21 protein-coding genes are annotated in these 17,336 nt (G+C 69.7%); 11 read left to right on the top strand and 10 right to left on the bottom strand.

Translation table 11 applies throughout. The annotated features are described in order from the left end of the window. Nucleotides 1-6 precede the first annotated feature (6 nt). Genes ACIBVN_RS12700 through hypE form a run of 5 tightly spaced genes read left to right on the top strand, consistent with a single transcriptional unit; the run spans nucleotide 7 to nucleotide 2,987 of the window. Nucleotides 7-114, top strand: a complete 108-nt coding sequence (locus ACIBVN_RS12700; RefSeq protein WP_397135636.1) for a DUF6893 family small protein — start codon at nucleotides 7-9, stop codon at nucleotides 112-114. A gap of 5 nt (nucleotides 115-119) precedes the next feature. Continuing rightward, nucleotides 120-485, top strand: coding sequence for a hydrogenase maturation nickel metallochaperone HypA (locus ACIBVN_RS12695; protein WP_397135634.1), 366 nt, complete (start codon nucleotides 120-122; stop codon nucleotides 483-485). Further along, on the top strand, nucleotides 463-735 hold the full coding sequence (locus ACIBVN_RS12690; RefSeq protein WP_397135632.1) for a HypC/HybG/HupF family hydrogenase formation chaperone: 273 nt from the start codon (nucleotides 463-465) through the stop codon (nucleotides 733-735). Before ACIBVN_RS12695 ends, ACIBVN_RS12690 begins: the two co-directional genes overlap by 23 nt. A 27-nt stretch (nucleotides 736-762) precedes the next feature. Beyond that, nucleotides 763-1,917, top strand: coding sequence for a hydrogenase formation protein HypD (hypD, locus tag ACIBVN_RS12685; protein ID WP_397135630.1), 1,155 nt, complete (start codon nucleotides 763-765; stop codon nucleotides 1,915-1,917). Next, on the top strand, nucleotides 1,914-2,987 hold the full coding sequence (gene hypE, locus ACIBVN_RS12680) for a hydrogenase expression/formation protein HypE (RefSeq protein ID WP_397135628.1): 1,074 nt from the start codon (nucleotides 1,914-1,916) through the stop codon (nucleotides 2,985-2,987). The genes hypD and hypE overlap by 4 nt, the downstream gene beginning before the upstream one ends. A 32-nt stretch (nucleotides 2,988-3,019) precedes the next feature. Here hypE and ACIBVN_RS12675 read toward each other — a convergent pair whose 3' ends face one another. The 5 genes from ACIBVN_RS12675 to ACIBVN_RS12655 all read right to left on the bottom strand — a co-directional run bounded on the left by ACIBVN_RS12675 (nucleotide 3,020) and on the right by ACIBVN_RS12655 (nucleotide 5,234). Further along, the gene (locus tag ACIBVN_RS12675) at nucleotides 3,020-3,622 is read right to left on the bottom strand and encodes an SIS domain-containing protein (RefSeq protein WP_397135626.1); all 603 of its coding nucleotides are present in this window, start codon (nucleotides 3,620-3,622) and stop codon (nucleotides 3,020-3,022) included. After that, nucleotides 3,619-3,831 carry a HypC/HybG/HupF family hydrogenase formation chaperone gene (locus ACIBVN_RS12670; RefSeq protein ID WP_397135624.1) on the bottom strand — a complete coding sequence of 71 codons (213 nt, stop codon included), beginning with the start codon at nucleotides 3,829-3,831 and terminating at the stop codon, nucleotides 3,619-3,621. Before ACIBVN_RS12670 ends, ACIBVN_RS12675 begins: the two co-directional genes overlap by 4 nt. Continuing rightward, the gene (locus ACIBVN_RS12665; RefSeq protein WP_397135622.1) at nucleotides 3,828-4,313 is read right to left on the bottom strand and encodes a phosphoheptose isomerase; all 486 of its coding nucleotides are present in this window, start codon (nucleotides 4,311-4,313) and stop codon (nucleotides 3,828-3,830) included. Before ACIBVN_RS12665 ends, ACIBVN_RS12670 begins: the two co-directional genes overlap by 4 nt. Nucleotides 4,314-4,462: 149 nt before the next feature. Then, a complete protein-coding gene (locus tag ACIBVN_RS12660; RefSeq protein ID WP_397135620.1) occupies nucleotides 4,463-4,819 on the bottom strand; it encodes a YciI family protein in 357 nt (118 codons plus the stop codon). Between the two features lie 130 nt (nucleotides 4,820-4,949). Beyond that, a complete protein-coding gene (locus ACIBVN_RS12655; RefSeq protein WP_397135618.1) occupies nucleotides 4,950-5,234 on the bottom strand; it encodes a cytochrome P450 in 285 nt (94 codons plus the stop codon). Nucleotides 5,235-5,300: 66 nt separating this feature from the next. Here ACIBVN_RS12655 and ACIBVN_RS12650 point away from each other — a divergent pair, with 66 nt between their 5' ends. After that, complete coding sequence (locus ACIBVN_RS12650) at nucleotides 5,301-6,125, top strand: TrmH family RNA methyltransferase (protein ID WP_397135616.1); 825 nt, start codon at nucleotides 5,301-5,303, stop codon at nucleotides 6,123-6,125. Between the two features lie 237 nt (nucleotides 6,126-6,362). Here ACIBVN_RS12650 and ACIBVN_RS12645 read toward each other — a convergent pair whose 3' ends face one another. Continuing rightward, on the bottom strand, nucleotides 6,363-6,857 hold the full coding sequence (locus ACIBVN_RS12645; protein ID WP_397135614.1) for a hypothetical protein: 495 nt from the start codon (nucleotides 6,855-6,857) through the stop codon (nucleotides 6,363-6,365). Nucleotides 6,858-7,150: 293 nt separating this feature from the next. Continuing rightward, nucleotides 7,151-10,840, bottom strand: coding sequence for a helix-turn-helix domain-containing protein (locus ACIBVN_RS12640; protein ID WP_397135972.1), 3,690 nt, complete (start codon nucleotides 10,838-10,840; stop codon nucleotides 7,151-7,153). A gap of 216 nt (nucleotides 10,841-11,056) precedes the next feature. Between ACIBVN_RS12640 and ACIBVN_RS12635 the strand changes: the two genes are divergently transcribed. From ACIBVN_RS12635 to ACIBVN_RS12620, 4 genes are all read left to right on the top strand, one after another. Continuing rightward, the gene (locus tag ACIBVN_RS12635) at nucleotides 11,057-11,491 is read left to right on the top strand and encodes a hypothetical protein (protein WP_397135612.1); all 435 of its coding nucleotides are present in this window, start codon (nucleotides 11,057-11,059) and stop codon (nucleotides 11,489-11,491) included. Nucleotides 11,492-11,597: 106 nt separating this feature from the next. Then, the gene (locus ACIBVN_RS12630; protein WP_397135610.1) at nucleotides 11,598-11,885 is read left to right on the top strand and encodes a hypothetical protein; all 288 of its coding nucleotides are present in this window, start codon (nucleotides 11,598-11,600) and stop codon (nucleotides 11,883-11,885) included. Then, entirely contained in the window at nucleotides 11,882-12,103 is a 222-nt protein-coding gene (locus ACIBVN_RS12625) for a hypothetical protein (RefSeq protein WP_397135608.1), read from the top strand. The genes ACIBVN_RS12630 and ACIBVN_RS12625 overlap by 4 nt, the downstream gene beginning before the upstream one ends. Nucleotides 12,104-12,263: 160 nt before the next feature. Beyond that, complete coding sequence (locus ACIBVN_RS12620) at nucleotides 12,264-12,749, top strand: carboxymuconolactone decarboxylase family protein (RefSeq protein WP_397135606.1); 486 nt, start codon at nucleotides 12,264-12,266, stop codon at nucleotides 12,747-12,749. A gap of 138 nt (nucleotides 12,750-12,887) precedes the next feature. Here ACIBVN_RS12620 and ACIBVN_RS12615 read toward each other — a convergent pair whose 3' ends face one another. Beyond that, nucleotides 12,888-13,835, bottom strand: a complete 948-nt coding sequence (locus ACIBVN_RS12615) for a polysaccharide lyase family 1 protein (RefSeq protein WP_397135604.1) — start codon at nucleotides 13,833-13,835, stop codon at nucleotides 12,888-12,890. A 327-nt stretch (nucleotides 13,836-14,162) separates the two neighbouring features. Between ACIBVN_RS12615 and ACIBVN_RS12610 the strand changes: the two genes are divergently transcribed. Further along, nucleotides 14,163-15,020, top strand: a complete 858-nt coding sequence (locus tag ACIBVN_RS12610; protein ID WP_397135602.1) for a hypothetical protein — start codon at nucleotides 14,163-14,165, stop codon at nucleotides 15,018-15,020. Between the two features lie 35 nt (nucleotides 15,021-15,055). Here ACIBVN_RS12610 and ACIBVN_RS12605 read toward each other — a convergent pair whose 3' ends face one another. Both ACIBVN_RS12605 and ACIBVN_RS12600 read right to left on the bottom strand, forming a co-directional pair. Further along, the gene (locus tag ACIBVN_RS12605; RefSeq protein WP_397135600.1) at nucleotides 15,056-16,432 is read right to left on the bottom strand and encodes a pyridoxal phosphate-dependent decarboxylase family protein; all 1,377 of its coding nucleotides are present in this window, start codon (nucleotides 16,430-16,432) and stop codon (nucleotides 15,056-15,058) included. A gap of 41 nt (nucleotides 16,433-16,473) precedes the next feature. After that, nucleotides 16,474-17,295 (bottom strand): helix-turn-helix domain-containing protein, encoded by an 822-nt coding sequence (locus ACIBVN_RS12600; RefSeq protein ID WP_397135598.1) that lies wholly within the window; start codon nucleotides 17,293-17,295, stop codon nucleotides 16,474-16,476. Nucleotides 17,296-17,336: the final 41 nt, after the last annotated feature.

The following is a 17,336-nucleotide window of genomic DNA, read 5'->3' as shown; positions in this document are numbered from 1 at the left end:
TGTGAGATGAGGAAGTCACGCGTGATGACGCTGCTCGTGGTCTGCGGGCTGGCGGCGCTGATCGTCCACCAATGGCCGGACATCCGGCGGTATCTGAAGATGGAACGAATGTAGGCAGCATGCATGAGATCGGGATGTGCGAGGGCCTCGTCGAGCTGATCCAGCAGCAGGCGGGAGGCAGGCGGGTCACGGCCGCCCGGGTACGCATCGGCGCCCGGCACGCCGTCCTGGACGACGCCTTCGACCAGGCGTTCACGATGGCCGCGGCCGGCACGGCCGCGGAGGACGCCGCCGTGGAGCTCGTCATCACGCCGATGACAGTGCGCTGCGAGACCTGCGGCAGCCTCTCCGAGTCCGTGGACGCGCTGGCCGTCTGCCCGGTCTGCGGCGGTGACGACGTCGACCTCAGCGGCGGCGACGAGCTGGTCCTGGAGTCCGTCACCTTCGGCGAGGAGGTGCCCGGTGTGTCTCGGCATCCCCGGTGAGCTCGTCGAGCGCCTTCCCGAGCACGACGACCTGGCCGTGGTGGACGTCAGCGGCGTGCGCCGGCGGATCAACATCGGCCTGCTCGCCGACGAGCGGCTCGTGCCGGGCGACTGGGTGCTGGTGCACGTCGGGTTCGCGCTGTCCAAGATCTCCGAGAAGGAGGCGCAGGCCGTGCTCGACTACCTGCAGGGGCTCGGGCAACCGTACGCGGACGAGCTCGACGCGCTGCGCGCCTCGGACATCGCGTGAGATCGGGATCGGGTGAGGGGGCCTCTGATGCGGTTCGTCGATGAGTACCGCGACGCGGACCGGGCACGGGCGCTCGCCGCGCAGATCGCCGCGCGTTGCCGGCCGGGCCGCCGGTACACGTTCATGGAGGTGTGCGGCGGCCACACGCACACCATCTACAAGCACGGCCTGGAAGACCATCTGCCGCCCGAGGTGAACCTCGTGCACGGGCCGGGCTGCCCGGTCTGCGTCATCCCGATGGGCAGGGTGGACGACGCCATCCACATCGCCCGCCGGCCGGACGTGATCATGACGTCGTTCGGCGACATGATGCGGGTGCCCGGCGGGGCGGGCTCGTTCCTGGACGCCAAGGCGGCGGGGGCCGACATCCGGATGGTGTACTCGCCGCTGGACGCGCTCAAGATCGCGCGGGCCAACCCGGACCGCAGGGTCGTGTTCATGGCGATCGGGTTCGAGACCACCGCGCCCTCCACGGCCATGACCGTGCTGCGGGCCGCGGAGGAGGGGCTGGCCAACTTCTCCGTCTTCTGCAACCACGTCATGATCATTCCTGCGATCAAGGCCATCCTCGACTCGCCGGACCTGCGGCTCGACGGCTTCATCGGTCCCGGCCACGTCTCGGCGGTGATCGGCTGCGAGCCGTACGAGTTCATCGCCCGCGACTACGGCAAGCCGCTGGTGGTCGCCGGGTTCGAGCCGCTGGACATCCTCGCTTCCGTACACATGCTGCTCGGCCAGCTCGCCGAGGGCCGCTGCGAGGTGGAGAACCAGTACGCCCGCGTGGTGCCCTGGCACGGCAACCACATCGCGCTGTCGGCCATCGGCCGGGTGATGCGGCTGCGACCGCACTTCGAGTGGCGCGGGCTCGGGTTCATCGCGCACTCCGCACTCGCCATGGCGGACGAGTACGCCGCCTTCGACGCCGAGCGGATCTTCGAGCTGCCCGGCGTGCGCGTGGCCGACCCCAAGTCGTGCCAGTGCGGCGAGGTGCTCAAGGGCGTGCTCAAGCCGTGGGAGTGCAAGGTGTTCGGCACCGCGTGCACGCCGGAGACGCCGATCGGCACCTGCATGGTGTCCTCGGAAGGCGCCTGCGCCGCGTACTACAACTTCGGACGTTTCAGCCGGGAGCAGATGCGCGCGGCGGCTCGCGAGCCGCTGGCGGAGGAGGCAAGCCGGGCATGAGCCGCGAACAGCAGGTGCTCGACCGCATCGAGCGCATCCGGCGGCGCAAGCCCGTCATCAGGGAGGAACTCATCACGCTGGCGCACGGCGCCGGCGGCAAGGCCACGCAGACCCTGATCGAGGCCGTCTTCCTGGAGGCGTTCCGCAACCCGCTGCTCGCCCCCTTGGACGACGGCGCGATCCTGCGGCTCGGGGACGCGCGAACGGCCTTCACCACCGACTCCTACGTGGTGTCGCCGCTGTTCTTCCCCGGCGGCGACATCGGCGACCTGGCCGTCAACGGCACCGTGAACGACCTGGCCATGTGCGGGGCCCGGCCGGTCCACCTGTCGGCGGGATTCATTCTGGAGGAGGGCTTCCCCGTCGCCGACCTGCGGCGCATCACCGCCTCAATGGCCGCTGCCGCGGCGGCGGCCGAGGTGACGATCGTCACCGGCGACACCAAGGTCGTCCAGCGCGGCAAGGCCGACGGCTGCTACATCACCACGGCCGGGGTCGGCCTCCTCGAACAGCCGGTCACGCTGTCGGCCGCGCGTGCGCAGCCGGGTGACGCCGTCATCGTGTCGGGCCCGATCGGTGAGCACGGCGCCGCCATCATGCTGGCCAGGGACGACTTCGACATCGAGGCCCCCATCACGTCCGACACGGCCCCGCTGCACGGGATCGTCGCCGAGCTGCTGAAGGCGCTGCCTGAGCACGTCAGGGCGCTGAGAGACGCCACCCGGGGAGGGGTGGCCACGGTGCTCAACGAGGTGGCCCGCGCCTCGGAGGTGGCCGTCGTGCTGCGGGAGGATCAGATCCCGGTACGGCCGGAGGTCACCGGCGTGTGCGAGCTCCTCGGCCTCGACCCGCTCTACGTGGCCTGCGAGGGCCGCTTCGTGGCGGTGGTGGACGGCGCGCACGCCGGTCAGGCACTCGAGACGCTGCGTGCCCACCCGCTGGGCGCCGACGCCGCGATCATCGGGACCGTCACCGAAGCGCCGCCCGGCCTGGTCCTGCTCCGCACCGCCTTCGGCGGCACCAGAGTGGTCGACGTGCTGGTGGGCGATCCGCTACCCCGCATCTGCTGAGGACCGCTACTGCGCACGTGCAGAGACGCCTGCTACCCCGCATGTTGTGCTGAGACCAGCTCGGCCAGCACATGGTAGAGCGTCGCCTGCGCCTCCTGGATGCGGTGCACCGACGACGACGGGATGACGAACAGATGCTCGGCCAGCCGCTCCTCCGCCATACGCCCGCCTCCTGAGCCGGCGAAGCCGATCGTCACCATCCCCTGGCTCTGGGCCTGGGCCAGCCCGCGCAGCACGTTCGCCGAACCGCCGCTGGTGGACAGCGCGCAGGCGATGTCACCCTCGCCCCCGAGCGCGGCGAGCTGGCGCGCGAACACCACCTCGAAGCCGATGTCGTTGCCGAGTGCCGTGACGAGCGCCGAGTCGCAGGCCAGCGACACCGCGGGCAGCCCACGCCCGGTGAACAGCGCCGCCACCGACTGGGCGTCCGTGCTGCTGCCGCCGTTGCCGAACGTGAACAGCCGCCCGCCGCCGCGGAATGCGGCGGCCACCGCCGCGGCACACGCGACCAGCGGCGCCTCCATCTCGTCGAGCACCCGCCGCCGCAACTCCAGGCTCTCCAGAGCCTTCTCGGCGGTGGACACCGCCAGGTCGAGCGGGTCGCGCCGCAGGAACGGATAGAGCGTCTCCGTCATCGCCCGTCCCTTCCGATCACGGCGATCGCCTCCCCCGCGTGCACCAGCACGACGTCGCCGACCTGCGCGTCCACCAGCGCCACGCTGATCTCCTCCGTCCCGGCGCCGGTGTCGGCCCGTGCCAGCCCGGCGGGCAGCAGGCCGACGACCCGCACCTGTACGGCGACATCGCCGCACGTCACGCAGGAGTCACATTCGTCCCCAATCACGCGGCGGCCTCCTGGAACACATGGACCAGCTCCCACAGCAGGTGGTACATCGTGATGTGGATCTCCCGCGCGACCAGCGGATCCGCGCTCCGCGCCGGCAGCACGTGATCGGCTTGCGCGCACGGCTCGTTCGCCGTCAGGGCGATGGTCAGCATGCCGAGCTCGCGAGCGGCGGCGAAATCGCCGGCGGCGGGCCGGACCCCGACGGCGATGTCCTGGGGCCGCCCAAGCACCGGCAGCAAGGAAGGATCGGCGCCCAGGCAGAGCGCGGGCAGCGCGCGTTTGCCCACGATCACGGGGTGGGTGAACTCCACCGCCACGTGCGCCGCGTCCGCGGCCGCCGCTGCCCGGCCGAACGCCAGCAGCCGGCCTCCTCGCCGGAACCGCCCGGACATGTCGGAGGCGGCCTCGATGACGGCGCCGACGTCTTCCACCAGCGCCATACCCGCGACGTCACGGACCCGATCGAGCACTCCCGACATCCCGTCTTCCTCGGATGCACGACATCGCCCATTCCACCGTGGGCCGGCCCAGATGATGGGGATTTCTCCGCCACCGATTCGGCAAGGTCCCGGCAAGATTCACCCCGTCTCGCGCCGGCGGGGCCCCCGCCGGCGCGAGACGGGCCGGGCTATGCCAGGTGCTGGTCCGGTTCGCCGTGGAACTCGCGCACCTCGATCGGGAGTGTGGTCGCGCGGGCGAGCTTGCGGCCCCATTCCAGCGCGGACTCCAGGTCGGGCGCCTTGATGATGGACAGGCCGCCGACGTGTTCCTTGCCCTCGACGTACGGGCCGTCCGTGACGAGCGAGTCCCCGGGACGTACCACGACTGCCGCGCCCGCGTCGTGCAGCCCGCCGGCGAAGACCCAGGCCCCGGCGGCCCTGAGCTCCTCGTTGAAGGCGGCGACCTCCCTCATGATCGGCTCCAGGATCTCCAGGGGCGGCGCGCCGCCGTCGGGCTGCTGGATGCTGAGCAGGTAGTGCCTCATGTCGCTGTGATCCTCCCTTGACGTGTTGGATGATGCCCGGCACGGGCCGGGCCTCACCAGCTACACGAACGGCCTCCCGCCGATTCGACATCGGTCCTCAAGTCAAGAGCGGCGCAAACCCAGAGGAAGGTCACCAGGTGACGGGGAGCTCGTAGACGCCGTAAACCGCGCCGTCGTGCTTGAACGGGATCTGGTCCAGCTTTGTCGCCAGGCTCAGGGTGGGGATGCGCCGGTAGAGGGTGCTGTAGGCGACCTGCAGCTCCAGGCGGGCCAGAGGCTGGCCGAGACACTGGTGCACGCCGAAGCCGAAGGCCACGCGGCGGCGCCCGTTGTGGGTGATGTTGAGGTAGCGCGCGTCTTCATGGTCGGCGCCGGCAGGATCGTGCAGGCGGTGAACGCCGCCCCGGCGGGGCACTGTGCCGGCATCGGCGTATGGGAGACTAGATCGCTTTCTGTTGCGAGATGGCGTCTGGAGTGTCTGGTGGGGGGCGTACTGCGGATTTCGCGGCCTAATGCGCGGTTTCAACAGTGGGAGGCGCTGCTGCGGAACCAGAACAAGCGGCAGCGGGCGGGGGAATTCCTGGTGCAGGGGGTCCGGCCGATCAGCCTGGCAGTGGAGCGGGGCTGGCCGGTGCGGGCGCTGATCTACGACGCCGAGCGGCCGCCGTCGCGGTGGGCGGCCGGGATGCTGGAGCGGGCCGGGGGCGAGCGGGTGGCCATGGCCGCCGAGCTGTTGCGCCAGTTGAGCGGCAAGGAGCAGGAGGTTCCCGAGCTGGTGGCGGTGGTCGAGTTGCCCGCCGACGACCTGTCGCGAATTCCGGTGGGGCCGTCGTTCCTGGGGGTGGTGTTCGACCGGCCGTCGGGGCCGGGCAACATCGGCACGATGGTGCGATCGGTGGACGCGTTCGGTGGTGCCGGCCTGATCATCACCGGGCATGCCGCCGATCCGTACGATCCCAAGGCGGTGCGTGCCTCCACCGGATCGCTGATGGCGGTGCCGGTGGTCCGGGTGCGTTCGCACCGGGAGGTGCTGGCGTGGGCGCGGCAGTGGCACCCGGCAGGCCGCCCGCTGACCGTGATCGGCGCCGACGAGAACGGCACCGCTGATATCGCCGAGGTGGACCTGACCGGCCCGACGTTACTGGTGATCGGGAACGAGACGTCCGGGCTGAGCGCGGGCTGGCGGGAGGACTGCGACACGATGGCGCGGATCCCGATCGGTGGTGCGGCCAGTTCGCTGAATGCCGCCAGCGCCGCCACGGTGGCCCTGTACGAGGCCACCCGTCAGCGCGGCAGCCGATCTTGAAAGTAGCTGACGCGACAGAACCCGGGCCTGCGTGAGCGGGGGACGGCCTGGCGGCTTGCACGCAGGCTGGCGGCCCAGGACGGTGATGTCCCGCACGCAGCGGGCCAGGCCGATGTGTTCGATCCTGACCAGCTGCGCCGGGCGCTCGATGGTCACCGCCCCAGTCTGGTGATCATCGACGTCCCCTACGGCGAACCGACCGCCTGACGGCCCCACGCCGGGTCTGAGCGGCTTGGATCAGGCGTACTTCTGCACCCACATGTTGACCGTATGGGCCTTGGGGCTGAGTTCAACGACGGCACGGAACTTACCTGGCCGCCCGTTCTTGACCCTGACTCGGTGGTACATCTTTCCGCCGACGCAGTAGCCGCTGGTGCTCCCGCCCACGGTCCACCAGATGCCGCGGCGGTAGAACTGGAACTTCGCCGTTGCCCGCGTGCCGTCGCCGCCGTTCCAGCATCGGACGACGATCTGCAGGACCTTGGTCCTGTCCCACCGGGTGGAGCTGACCACCTTCTTGGTCTTTCTGTTGGCGTACCAGATGGTGGACCATTTGGCCTGAGCTGATACGTCGCCTGAGTCAGCCCCCAGGGGACCCTCCACCTCGGGCAGGGAAGAATCCGGGGCGTCGGAGACCGGCGTGGGCTCGGAGCCGACAGCATAAGCCGCCGTGGGGGCGAGAAGGCCCGTGGCGAGTGCGCCGGCGACCATAGTGGCGCGAAGATGTCTCATCGTGCTTCCTCTCAGTTCGTCGCCCTGGACACGGGTCAGTCCAGCGCCTTCCAGTGTTCGTGGAGGAGCCCTCGCGCACATCTGCCGCGACGCTGATTCCCGCATCTGCCTCAAGGCGTAGCCGGGATAGGCGGGCAGAACGAGGCACGCGACCTTCGCCTACGGGAGGTCGAGCCGGCCTGGCCGCAGAACGCCCGATGATCCCGCCGGCCGACCTCGGGGAAGATCGTGGCCGGGGTCGCGATGTGGACCCGGCGACCTTGACGCGGCGACAGCGCGGTGTCGGGGTGCCATCAGTGGCAGGTCTTCTGGTAGGCCAGCTCTGGAATGTGTTCTTGCCACTCGGCAGGGGACAGGCCGCCGTCCCGTTGGCAGATCACGGCGACGGCGGTGCCGGGATCGACGGTGATCTCGCGCAAGGCCCCGTCGGCGGATGAGACGAGGAGAGCGGTCCGGTTGAATGCCACGGCCGGCGCGGACTGGGTGTTGACGCTGATCGGTGCGGCGATCCGCTGATATCCCCGCCAGTCCCATAGCTGGATGCCAAGCTCGCCTTCGAGGGCGACGGTGGCGAGCAGCTCGCCCTGCGGGTAAGGGACAAGAGCGCTGATCGATGCCGTGTGCGCGACCTGCGGCGGGGCCAGGGGCCTGCGCAACTCCCTGTCCCAGAACGTCAAACGCCCGTCCCCGTCGCCGACCGCGGCCATGTTCTCGATGAAGAGGATCTCTCCTTCGGCGCGGGCGTCGGTTGAGTGCCGGCGTATCTCTCCGGTGGCTGTATCGAGCAGGCTTCGTCCCTGCGCAGATGCGTCCAAGAACAACCGGCGCCCGTCCGGCTCGAAGATCAGAATGCCTGATCCCGCGTCGGAGACGGTCCGGATCCATCTCCGAGCTCGCACGTCCCACAGCTCCAGGTCATAAATCGCCTCTTTGTCATCTGGATCCGGGCCAAGCGGGACAACCGCAACGGTTCTGCCGTCGGGGGAGAAGATCAAGGACATGACTCCGGTGGCTCCCTGGCGCTGGACGTGGAATGCGCCGATGTTGCGGCCGTTCGTGGCGTCCCACAAGGTCGCCATGGGGGACGCGGGGTGGGTGAGCGCAAGCGTGCGCCCATCAGGGCTGAATACCGGGGAGTACGCCGTTTCCGTAGGGTCCTCTTCGGGGAGATCGTCGACGGGTAGCGGGCCACTCACGGGTTTCCGCGCGGCGACATCCCAAATGCGCACCTCCGGCCTGCCTTTTCGGTGATTCGCCGTCACCAGGAAGCGGCCGTCGGGGCTGAACAGCCGCTTGCCACTTCCCGGAGCGAGCACCTCGGGACGGGTGTAGGGGGAGATGTCCAGGACGTTCACCGTGCCGAACTGGCCGTTCACCCGGAGAACCCGGGCATCCGGCGAGAAACGGGGCTCGGCTGCCACAGCGTCCGGGGGAAGCGAGGAGCTCATCAGCAGTGAGCCGTCGTCCACCCGCCACAGGGTCACCCATCCCTGAATCCGCGTCCCGGCCAGGAACCGGCCGTCGGGGCTGAACTCCACCCGGTCCGCAGGCGGAAGCAGCGGGCGCAGGACCTCCTTGCCCGAGGAGATGTCGAACAGCCGGATGCCGTCGTTGGTCAAGACGGCCAGGTGTTTCCCGTCTGGACTGAACATGCCTTCCGTGGCGGTTTTCGGTAGCCAGGGGGCCCGGAGCGGCTTGCGCTTCTCGAGGTCCCAGAGCTCCACTCGCCGCCCCGAGCTCGCTCCGATGCCGAGGGACAGCGCGGTGATCGTCGAACCATCGGCGTCCTCCGGGATGACCAGGGCCAGCCGGCCGTCCGGGCTGATGGCGCTGACCGGCTCGTTGAGCACGCGTTTCCGGTCCGCGATGCTCCAGACACCTTTCATCTCATCGCGGTCCCCGATGAGAAAGCGCCCGTCCGGGCTGAACTTCGCAGGGCGGAGCTGGTCGAATGGCACGCCGAGATCCGTCAGACGTCCGCCGTCGACGGCCCACAACCGTGCGCCGTCACCGTCGTCCACCGCCACCGTGCGGCCATCAGGACTCCACACCAAATCCGAGACCTGTTGCCCCCTCCATGTCGCACTCGCGATCTCCTTGTTCGTGGCCAGGTCAAGCACGCGCAGGGCGGCTGGCTCGACCGCCGTACCGGGTGTGTAGACGGCCAGCCTGGTGCCGTCCACGCTGAGCCCATGCACCAGGTCCGTGGTGTCGTACGGGGCGGTGACGATGTCCACCAAGGGGAGCGCCATCGAGTCGATCAGCTCGCTCTTGGCCTCGGGGACCGGGGCGATCCGCCAGGCCGCGGCGCTCAGCCGGCGGGCCAGCTTCGGGTCGCTCATCCGCAGGGCTTCCGCGCGCCTGGCGGCCAGCCGGGCCGTCGCCTCCCCCAGCCGATCGTCGGCCAGGCCGGCCTGCCGGATGGCGACGCCTGCCGCGACCATGGAGGCGACCAGCAGCACGACCAGAGCGGCCGAGACGGCGACCCGCCTGCGGGATGTGCGCCGGGCCAGTGCCGCGCTCGCGTCGACGAAGTTCCGTTCCAGGGGCGTGAGGTCGTCGCGGTTCGGCGGCTCGATGAACAGCTTGTCGGCCACGGCCAGCCGGCTGCCTCGGTAGAGGAGCCCGGCATCCCGGCCGTGCGCCTCCCACGCTTTGGCCGCCTCGGTCAACTGCCGATGCGCGCGCAGCCGGTCGCGTCCTTCGTCCACCCAGCCACGCAGCCGCGGCCACGACTCGATCAGGGCCTCGTGCGCGAGCTCCACGGTGTCCTGATGCAGCGTGAGCAGCCTGGCCCCGGCCAACTGCTCGACGACCAGCGCGGTGTCCGCCTCCCCGTACGGATCCAGCTCCGCCCGGGCGGCCGGACGGCGGGTGTCCTGGGCCTGCTCCCCCGGCTGGATCAGCCTGAGCAGGACCCGCCGGGCGATCCGCGCCTGCGCCGGCGACAGTCCGGCGTACAGCTCCTCGGCGGTATGACTGATCGCCCCCTGGACTCGGCCCACGCTCTCGTAGGCGTCCAAGGTCAGCATCTTCCCCGTACGGCGGCGCCAGACCTCCCGCAGCGCGTGCGACATCAGCGGAAGCGCCCCCGGCTCCTCGGCGACGTCGGCGACGATCTCGGCCGTCAGCGCCCGCTCCACCGTCAAGCCCTCGGCCATCGCCGGCCGGACGATCGCTTCCCTGAGCTCTTCCGGTTGCATCGGCCCCACCAGCAGGTTCGCCTCGCGCAGCGCTGCGGTGAGCTCGCGGTGCTCGGCGCACCGCCCGTAGAAGTCCGCGCGAACCGCGATGACCACCTTCATCCGGCTCTGCTCTTGTCGCGCGCTGAGCAGCAGGTCGATGAACTGCCCACGCTCGCGCTGGTCCTGGCAGAGCGTGAACACCTCCTCGAACTGGTCGACCACGATCAGCGCGTCGGAGTCGCCCTCGCCCGCAAGGAACCGGTCGGCGTGCCGCATCGGGTGCTCCCCCGGCGTGATCACCAGGCTCCGCCCTGAGGATTCGCCCGAGCGTGTCGTCTCTCCACGCTCCGCAGCCACCAGCCCGGCACGCAACAGGGACGACTTACCGCTGCCCGAAGGGCCGAACACCGCGGCGAAACGATGCCGGCCAAGCAACTCGTGCAATTCCTCGACGAGCCGTTCCCGCCCGAAGAAACGACCGGAATCATGGGTGTCGTACGGGGCCAGGCCCAGGTACGGCCCGGCGGCACCGTCATCGTCCGCCCTCTCACGGGCCAGTTCCTGAGCGACCTGCTGCCAGCGGCGCTCCCACTCGGAGACGTCTCCGCCGCAGGTTTCCACGAAGGCCAGGACGACGGGCAGCGAAGCCAGCCGCTCACCCGCCGCCGCCTGCGACAGCGTGGTGACCGAGTAACCCGCGCGCTTGGCCATGACCCGATAGGTGAGGCCGCCCGCTTCCTGGCGCAGCTTGCGTAACTCGGAGGCAAAGCGTTGAACCGGTCCCGCTGCCGGGTCCACCGGACTTTCGCGACGGCCCACCACCGTTACGTGAGTCCCTTCTCTACAGGAAAGGGGCCATTCGTCGAGAAAAGCATTGTTTGCCTGCCTGATCAGGGGTGCCGAACAATCTTGTCGCCACGATCCTGGTGCCACAGGCTTCGGCGGGCAAGCGGTCACGGCGCTGGATCCACCGGCCCGACCACCGGCTCATGAACGCCCAAAGGGAAGAAGCAGATGGCCAACAGCTCACATGAGGAACTCGAATCAGGCAGCCGCACAGCCTCACAGGCCTTGGCGGATTACGTGGCGGAATGGTCGCGGCAGACCGGGATCACGGTGGAGATATGGGCTCTGCCGAAACAACCGCTTCCCACCGCGATCACCGAGATCGTCCATGGCACGATCCGTGATGTCCTGCAGGAGGTGGAACGGCAGGCAGCGACCCGTACCGTCGCCATCGCCCTCACCGTGGCCCCCAGCGGGCTGCGCTTGACCGTCAGCCATGACGACTCCGGGATGTCGGCGGACGTGCTGGAGACCCGTCTACGCAGCCGGCGCGCCGAAATCGCCGGACTGGGCGGCCGCCTCACCGTCAATGGCGTACGGGGAGAAGGCACCACGATAAGCGCCGCCGTTCCCCTGGGAAAAGCGTCTCCATCCCCGAGCTAGCGATCTCCAAGGTGCCGCCGGCATCTTCAGGCCGGGAGGCCCCCATGACCAGATCGGTCAGGAATCGAGAAGCGCCGGCCGGCGAGCCGCGCCTAACGTGACCGCCATGGATACCACTATCCATGCGAGCTTCCTCCCGCACGACGCCCCGGAGGACGCCCGCCCTTCTGCGGCCCCGCTGACCGGCCCGGCACGTCCATCGTCCTGTGCCGGCAGCCTCCTGGCCGCCGCCGACCTCGACGGCACCGTCGAGCGGGTGCGGGCCGGCGGCGCCGAGGTCGTCGCAGCCATACCTGAACAGACAGACGGCACCGCGAAGGAGCCCCGCGCACGACGCCGGTGGCGAGCGTCGCCGGGGCCCTGGGGTGTTCGTCTGCAGAGGAGGTCTCCATGAACTGGAACAAGTGGGTTCGGCAGATCCACCGCTGGCTGTCCGTTGCCTTTACGGTGACCGTAATCATCAGCATCGTCAGCGTGCTGCAGGAGGAGCCTGCCGTCTGGGTGTTCTACCTGCCACTGCCCCCGCTCGTCCTGCAGCTGTTCACTGGTCTGTACTTGTTCGTGTTGCCGTATGCCGTCAAGTGGCGCAACGGGCGCGGCACTGTTCGCTAGAAACGACGCCAGTCACAACCGCTTTGTGACACCCCACGGTCGGTGACACAGGTCACATCACCGCGCTGTCACAGGAAGCTGGTCGCCGGCATCTCCATGTCGTCCGGACGCCGCGCCAACGATCCGCGCGGCAGGCAACTCCACGAATGAGGACGAAGTCATGGAACCCCGTATGAATCTGACCAGCAACGAGCTCGGCGCCAAGCTGGGCAAGCGGTTCTACAACGTCAGCCTGGCGATCGAGCGGTCGACGCTGCCCAAGCCCACCCAGAACCTGGTGATGCTGCGTGCCAGCCAGATCAACGGCTGCGGCTTCTGCGTCGACTACCACTCCAAGGACGCCACGGCCGCCGGGGAGAGCGCGGTCCGGCTCAACCTGGTCGCCGCCTGGCGCGAGACCACCGTGTTCACCGAGGCCGAGCGGGCCGCGCTGGCCCTCGCCGAGGAGGGCACCCGGCTCGCCGACGCCCACCAAGGGGTGTCCGACGAGACCTGGGCTCAGGTGCGCAAGCACTATGACGACGATCAGATCGCCGCGCTTGTCTACCTTGTCGCCATGATCAACGCGGCCAACCGGCTCGGCGTGATCGTACGCAACCAGGGGGGCTCCTACGAGCCCGGCATGTTCGCCAGTCTGTCGAACTGAACGGCAGGCGGGATCCCGCCCGGCCAGGATCATTCGATCCTGGCCGGGCCCGCCCATCTCCGGGTGCGGGTCGTGCGGGCGGACATGAGAGCGGCCCCTCCGGGGTGAGGAACCCGGAGAGGCCGCTGGTGAGTGGGATCAGATGCTGATACGGCCCGCGCCCGCGCCGCCGGTCACGATCGACTTGACGTTGGACGGGGTGTCCAGACTGTAGGAGTACGGGATCGAGCCGACGCTGCCTCCGGCGCTGCCGCTGCCGGAGCCCACGAAGTGGTTGTTGCGGGCGACGAGGCTGCCCGCGGGAGAGCTGCCCTCGCCCCGGTGGAACGGGTCGTCGGTGTTCTCGAAGTAGTTGCCCTCGACGAGGACGCCCGCCTCGCACGTGGACGCCACGCCGTAGTCGCCGATGTTGCCGTAGTAGTTGTTGTACACGTGCACCGGGTTGCCGAAGCGTACCCGTGGGTGGCGCTGGTTGGTGCCGTCGAACCAGTTGTGGTGGTAGGTCACCCTCAGCCGGCCGCGGTCCTCGCCGCCGTTGCTGTCGCTGTGCCCGAGCAGCATGGTCTTGTCATGGCTCGAGAACCTGTTCCAGGAGACGGTGACGTAGTCGCTGGCGCGCTTGATGTCCAGCGCCCCGTCGTAGCCGTTGCTGAAGGAATTGTGGTCGATCCACACCCGCGTGGAGTACTGGACGTTGATGCCGTCGTCGTTCCAGTTGCGGAAGGTGAGGTTGCGGATGATGACGTTGGACGCGTTGGAGACGTTGAAACCGCAGCCGGAGATCACCGCGCCGGAGTTGCCGATGACGGTCTTGTTCGAGGCCACGCGGAGCATGCCGGAGCAGGAGATCGTCCCCGACACCCTGATCACCGCGGCGGAACCGGATGACAGCGCGCTGGACAGGGCAGAGGACGAGTTCACCGTCGTCGTGCCTGCGCTGCCACCGCCCGTCGTGCCGCCGCCTTGAGTAGCCCACCCGATCGGGGCGGTGTCGGCTGCCGACGCCGGCTGCGCGGTCATGGCCAGCCCGGCCACCCCGGTGATCGCGGCGGTAAGGCCGCTGATCAGTTTGGAGGTGCGTTGCATCTCTGTACTCCTCCCGTGCTCGCAGGTCGTTTCCCGTTCACATTTGTGAACGCCACACACATGAGCGAACGACCGTAACGTTAGGAAAGCGCTTTCCCCGCGTCAATGCCACAGAGGGCCGCCACACCTACCCAAAAGGCATCGCCGCTGGCCAACGGCTAACAGCGCCGCTTTCTCGCGGTGAAACTTTCATGTCGAGCACCGGTTGGGATGCCGAATCGGAAATTTACGATCTCCGGCAGCATGGACAAGCGTGTCCGTCGGCGCGGAAGCTTGCCCGGCTGCGATGTTGGTGCTCCAGGTCTACTCCGTCATGGGAGCGCCAGCATGATCGATCTCCGCTTCGTCGGGCCCAGCCGCCCCGCCAACGACTACAAGTTCGTCGAGGTGACCGACGGAGACACCCCGAAGATCGAGATGTCGATCCGCATGGTGTCGATCGACACCCCGGAAAGCCACTTCGGCGGCAACCCGCCGACCGCCCAAGCCGCGCTCGAGCGCACCAAGGCACGCCTGCAGGACGGCACGTACGACGATCTCCCCCAGCACCTGCGCGACTACCTCATCTCGCGCATCACCCCCAACGCCGCCCTGCACCACCAGACCGCCGGCCAGCTGGCGGCCGAGGCGCACAAGGCCATGGTCAAGACCCGGCTGACCCGCCGGGACGGGACTCAGCGCAAGATGGCGGTCGTCGCCACCGGCGAGCTGGTCGAGGGCAACGGGCGCCTGCTGGCCTACACCGCGCCCTGGTTCTCAGGCGGCGCCACCGATCCGCTGCCGCCGCGTGGCGATCCCCAGCGGCGTACGTTCAACCTCGACATGGTGGCGCTCGGCTGGGCCGCCACCTTCGTGATCTACCCGTCCATCCCGCCCGTCTTCGACCTGAACCTGATGCTCAACGAGGCAGAGGTGGCATGGCGGGAGCAGCGCGGCGCCTGGGGGCACTTCGGCCCGGACCTGCTGCTGGGTTACGAGTACCGCGCCTGCGTCAAGCTCGGCGCCCAGCGCCTGGAGGACCCCGCGGACGCGATCAAGGATGCCTACCAGCGCGTGTGCGTGGACCTGCGTACCCTGACCGAGGTCGGCCTGTACGGCTACCACGAGGTCCCGCCGCCGCACCGGTTGTGGATCTGGGCCAAGGACCTGGACCAGGCCCGCAGGGACATGCCCATCAAGCACTGACCCGCCGGGAAGCAGACGGCGCGCCCGGGTCCCGGTCAGCCCGCTGAGCGGATGATTCCGAGTGCCTCCTCGACGCGGTCCGCGTGGGTGCGGAAGCTGAGCACGCACAGGCGCAGGAAGAACCTGCCGTCAATGGTGGTGCTGCTCAGGTACACGCGCCGGCTGGAGTTGATCTCGGCCAGGAACCGCCGGTTGTCCTCGTCCGTGCCGCGGAGCCGGAAGAGCACCACCGTCAGGTCCGGCTGCCACGGCACCTCGAAGCGCGGGTCGTGGGCGAGGTGGCGGTGGAGGTACGCGGCGAGGTCGAGTTTCTCGTCCAGCTCCCGTTCGAAGGCCCGTACGCCGTGCAGGTGCAGGGGCAGCCACAGTCGCAGCCCGCGGAACTCCCGGGTCAGCTCCACCCCGAGGTGCCCGAAGTCGGGCAGATCGTCCATCGGGCTGAGGTCCTGCAGGTACCGGCCGTCGGCCGCGTGGGCGGCATGCAGTACGGCGGGGTCGCGCACCAGCAGCAGCCCGGTGCCGTACGGGAAGAACAGGCTCTTGTGCGGATCCAGCGCGATCGAGTCGGCCGCCTCGATCCCGGCGAGCCGGGCCCGGCCGCGCTCGGTGAGCTGGAACCCGCCACCGTAGGCGGCGTCCACGTGGAACCACAGCCCCTCCCTGCGAGCCAGCTCCCCCAGTTCGGGAAGCGGGTCGACGGTGCCGGAGCTGGTGCTCCCCGCGGTGCCGACCAGCAGGAACGGGCGCAGCCCTGCGGCGCGGTCGGCGGCGATCATGGCGGCCGCCGACGAAACGTCCATGCGCAGGTCCGCGGTGGCGGGCACGGTGCGGATGCGTCCGGCGGGCAGTCCGGCGATGCGGGCGGCCTTGGCGACGCAGTAGTGCGTGTGCTCGGTCACGTACAACGTGCCGTCTCCCAGGGCGTGGCGCGCGGCGAGCAGCGCCGACAACGTCGCCACCGAGGCGCCCGTCGTGACCAGCCCGCCCGCCCCCTCGGGCAGCCCGAACCGGTCGCAGAACCAGCTCAGCACCCCGTGCTCCATGGCGACCAGCGCCGGCGCCGTCTGGGCCACGCCGGTGAAGCGGTTGACGGCCTGGGCCAGCAGTTCGGCCAGCGCCGCGGTGACCAGTCCGCCCGCCGGGAAGTAGGCGAGATAGCCGGGACCGGCCGTGTCCACGCCTTGCCCGGCGGCCTGGCGGAAGAGCTCCAGGAGCGCGGCGAAGTCGCCGGGGCCGTCGCCTGGCGGCCGGCGCAGCGTGGCGGCCAGCCGTTCGGCCTGCCCGTAGTCGCTCGCGGGCGCCGAGTCCAGCTCGCGGACCCAGTCGGCCACGAAGTCCACCGCGTGCCGGCCCAGGCGCTGAACGGCGGAGGGGTCAAGTTCGAGGGGAAGGGCACGTTCGTCGGTCGTCATGCGGGCACGGTAGATATGCGGCGTACGTAAAGGATTGGACGTTATTGCACCCCGCGCTGGTAGGCACGCGGCGGCACACCGACGACGCGGCGGAAATGCCGCGAGAGATGCGACTGGTCGCAGAACCCCACCGTCACGGCCGCCTCGGCCGGCGGCATGCCCTGCCGTAGCAGCTCACGGGCCTTCGCGACGCGCAGCTGGGTCACGTAGGCGTGCGGCGGCATGCCGTACGCGCGCCGGAACGAGCGCACCAGGGCGTACGGCGTGACCCCCGCCACGGCCGCCAGCTCGGTCAGGCCGGGCGGGTCCGGCATCGTCGCGTGCAGCAGGTCCCGCACCCGGGCCACGTTCCGCCTGCCGGTCCCGCGGGCCTGGCGCTGCGGCCGGCGCTTGCCGTACGCGCCGAGCAGGAGGACCAGCAGCGTGTGGAGCTGGGAGTCGGCGGCCAGCGACGCGCCGGACTCCGCCGCGCGGTGAGCGGCCGTCACCCGCCGGGCCATCCGCGGATCGGCGATCACCCGCCGCTCGAACGACGGCGTCCCGCCCGGCACGCCGAGCTCGTCCGCGACCTCCCGCACCTGCTCGACACTCGGGTACAGCACCCGGTACGCCCAGCCGCCGGCGGTGCGGGACTGGCCCGTGTGGACGACGCCCGGCTCGATGAGCACGACCTCGTCCACGCCCGAGCACTCCACTCCGTCGGTGAAACGGATCTCCTCCAGGCCGGCCTCCACCGTCCCGAGCGCGTACGTCTCATGGCTGTGCCGGGCGAACCGGTGCCGGACGAACTGCGCGCGCATCAGGTCCAGGCCGCCGAGCCCGTGATAGCGCCAGTAGCGGGCAAACTCCACATATCCCTTCATAGCGCGAAAGCGGCTGAGCTGTCGTCACCGGACCAGGTCAG

Origin of the sequence: Nonomuraea sp. NPDC049400, from assembly GCF_044466425.1 — a bacterium.
In the GTDB taxonomy this organism is placed as follows: Bacteria; Actinomycetota; Actinomycetes; order Streptosporangiales; family Streptosporangiaceae; genus Nonomuraea.
This window is presented reverse-complemented; position numbering and strand designations above follow the sequence as displayed.

Bases quoted from the DNA above. Each gene is read 5' to 3' on its own strand.
- ACIBVN_RS12620 (WP_397135606.1), top strand. From the start codon at position 12,264: ATGGAACCCCGTATGAATCTGACCAGCAACGAGCTCGGCGCCAAGCTG.
- ACIBVN_RS12635 (WP_397135612.1), top strand. From the start codon at position 11,057: ATGGCCAACAGCTCACATGAGGAACTCGAATCAGGCAGCCGCACAGCC.
- ACIBVN_RS12700 (WP_397135636.1), top strand. From the start codon at position 7: ATGAGGAAGTCACGCGTGATGACGCTGCTCGTGGTCTGCGGGCTGGCG.
- ACIBVN_RS12645 (WP_397135614.1), bottom strand. From the start codon at position 6,857: ATGAGACATCTTCGCGCCACTATGGTCGCCGGCGCACTCGCCACGGGC.
- ACIBVN_RS12600 (WP_397135598.1), bottom strand. From the start codon at position 17,295: ATGAAGGGATATGTGGAGTTTGCCCGCTACTGGCGCTATCACGGGCTC.
- ACIBVN_RS12615 (WP_397135604.1), bottom strand. From the start codon at position 13,835: ATGCAACGCACCTCCAAACTGATCAGCGGCCTTACCGCCGCGATCACC.
- ACIBVN_RS12625 (WP_397135608.1), top strand. From the start codon at position 11,882: ATGAACTGGAACAAGTGGGTTCGGCAGATCCACCGCTGGCTGTCCGTT.
- ACIBVN_RS12675 (WP_397135626.1), bottom strand. From the start codon at position 3,622: ATGACGGAGACGCTCTATCCGTTCCTGCGGCGCGACCCGCTCGACCTG.
- hypE (WP_397135628.1), top strand. From the start codon at position 1,914: ATGAGCCGCGAACAGCAGGTGCTCGACCGCATCGAGCGCATCCGGCGG.
- ACIBVN_RS12695 (WP_397135634.1), top strand. From the start codon at position 120: ATGCATGAGATCGGGATGTGCGAGGGCCTCGTCGAGCTGATCCAGCAG.
- ACIBVN_RS12610 (WP_397135602.1), top strand. From the start codon at position 14,163: ATGATCGATCTCCGCTTCGTCGGGCCCAGCCGCCCCGCCAACGACTAC.
- ACIBVN_RS12605 (WP_397135600.1), bottom strand. From the start codon at position 16,432: ATGACGACCGACGAACGTGCCCTTCCCCTCGAACTTGACCCCTCCGCC.
- ACIBVN_RS12630 (WP_397135610.1), top strand. From the start codon at position 11,598: ATGGATACCACTATCCATGCGAGCTTCCTCCCGCACGACGCCCCGGAG.
- hypD (WP_397135630.1), top strand. From the start codon at position 763: ATGCGGTTCGTCGATGAGTACCGCGACGCGGACCGGGCACGGGCGCTC.
- ACIBVN_RS12665 (WP_397135622.1), bottom strand. From the start codon at position 4,313: ATGTCGGGAGTGCTCGATCGGGTCCGTGACGTCGCGGGTATGGCGCTG.
- ACIBVN_RS12660 (WP_397135620.1), bottom strand. From the start codon at position 4,819: ATGAGGCACTACCTGCTCAGCATCCAGCAGCCCGACGGCGGCGCGCCG.